Here is a 1783-nt window from a genome sequence, read left to right on the forward strand (position 1 = left end):
ACCAACGATAGGAAGTGTTGGTCTTGAAAGACTCCTTAGAAAGGAGGTGATCCAGCCGCACCTTCCGGTACGGCTACCTTGTTACGACTTCGTCCCAATCGCCAGCCCCACCTTCACTCATTCCCTCCCCGAAGGGTTAGGCCACAAGTTTCGGGTGTTGCCGACTTTCATGACGTGACGGGCGGTGTGTACAAGGCCCGGGAACGTATTCACCGCGGCGTTGCTGATCCGCGATTACTAGCGACTCCACCTTCATGGGGTCGAGTTGCAGACCCCAATCCGAACTGAGACCGGCTTTAAGGGATTCGCTCCACCTTACGGTATCGCACGCCCATTGTACCGGCCATTGTAGCATGTTTGCAGCCCAAGACATAAGGGGCATGATGACTTGACGTCGTCCCCACCTTCCTCCGAGTTGACCCCGGCAGTCTCCTATGAGTCCCCACCATTACGTGCTGGCAACATAGAACAAGGGTTGCGCTCGTTGCGGGACTTAACCCAACATCTCACGACACGAGCTGACGACAGCCATGCACCACCTGTCACCCACCAACTAAATGACCCTGTATCTCTACAGGTCCACGGGTGATGTCAAACCTTGGTAAGGTTCTTCGCGTTGCGTCGAATTAAGCAACATGCTCCGCCGCTTGTGCGGGCCCCCGTCAATTCCTTTGAGTTTTAGCCTTGCGGCCGTACTCCCCAGGCGGGGCGCTTAATGCGTTAGCTACGGCGCGGAAACCGTGGAAAGTCCCCACACCTAGCGCCCAACGTTTACGGCATGGACTACCAGGGTATCTAATCCTGTTCGCTCCCCATGCTTTCGCTCCTCAGCGTCAGGTAAGGCCCAGAAACCCGCCTTCGCCACCGGTGTTCCTCCTGATATCTGCGCATTTCACCGCTACACCAGGAATTCCAGTTTCCCCTACCTACCTCTAGCATGCCCGTATCCACTGCAGAACCGGAGTTAAGCCCCGGTCTTTCACAGCAGACGCGACATGCCGCCTACGAGCTCTTTACGCCCAATAATTCCGGACAACGCTCGGACCCTACGTATTACCGCGGCTGCTGGCACGTAGTTAGCCGGTCCTTATTCCCCACCTACCGTCAACCCCGAGAAAACCCGGAGCCTGCGTTGGTGGTAAAAGAGGTTTACAACCCGAAGGCCGTCATCCCCCACGCGGCGTCGCTGCATCAGGCTTTCGCCCATTGTGCAATATTCCCCACTGCTGCCTCCCGCAGGAGTCTGGGCCGTGTCTCAGTCCCAGTGTGGCCGGTCGCCCTCTCAGGCCGGCTACCCGTAATCGCCTTGGTAGGCCGTTACCCCACCAACAAGCTGATAGGCCGCGAGCCCATCCCTGACCGATAAAACTTTCCACCCGCCACCATGAGGTGGCAGGTCATATCCGGTATTAGACGGCGTTTCCACCGCTTATCCCGGAGTCAGGGGCAGGTTGCTCACGTGTTACTCACCCGTTCGCCGCTCGTGTACCCCGAAGGGCCTTACCGCTCGACTTGCATGTGTTAAGCACGCCGCCAGCGTTCGTCCTGAGCCAGGATCAAACTCTCCATAAAGGTCAAACAACCCATCCCGGCGACCGTGAGGTCAGCCTGGGGTGAGTAAACCTAGAAGAAATCCTGACCGATCATCTCGCGATGACCAATCAAAGGAACCCTACGCACCGAAGTGCGTTGGGGCCAAAACAAACATGGCTTAAAGAAAATCAAACACGCGCTGTTGAGTTCTCAAGAAACAATCACTCTTCCCGTACAAGCGCCAGAACCA

At 56.8% G+C, this 1783-nt stretch carries 1 rRNA gene; it reads right to left on the bottom strand.

Annotated features, from left to right (window positions below):
- Positions 1-39: 39 nt before the first annotated feature.
- Positions 40-1572: ribosomal RNA gene (locus D457_RS0131525) — 16S ribosomal RNA — on the bottom strand.
- Between the last annotated feature and the right edge of the window lie 211 nt (positions 1573-1783).

This window comes from Nocardiopsis valliformis DSM 45023 (genome assembly GCF_000340985.1).
Taxonomy (GTDB): Bacteria; Actinomycetota; Actinomycetes; order Streptosporangiales; family Streptosporangiaceae; genus Nocardiopsis; species Nocardiopsis exhalans.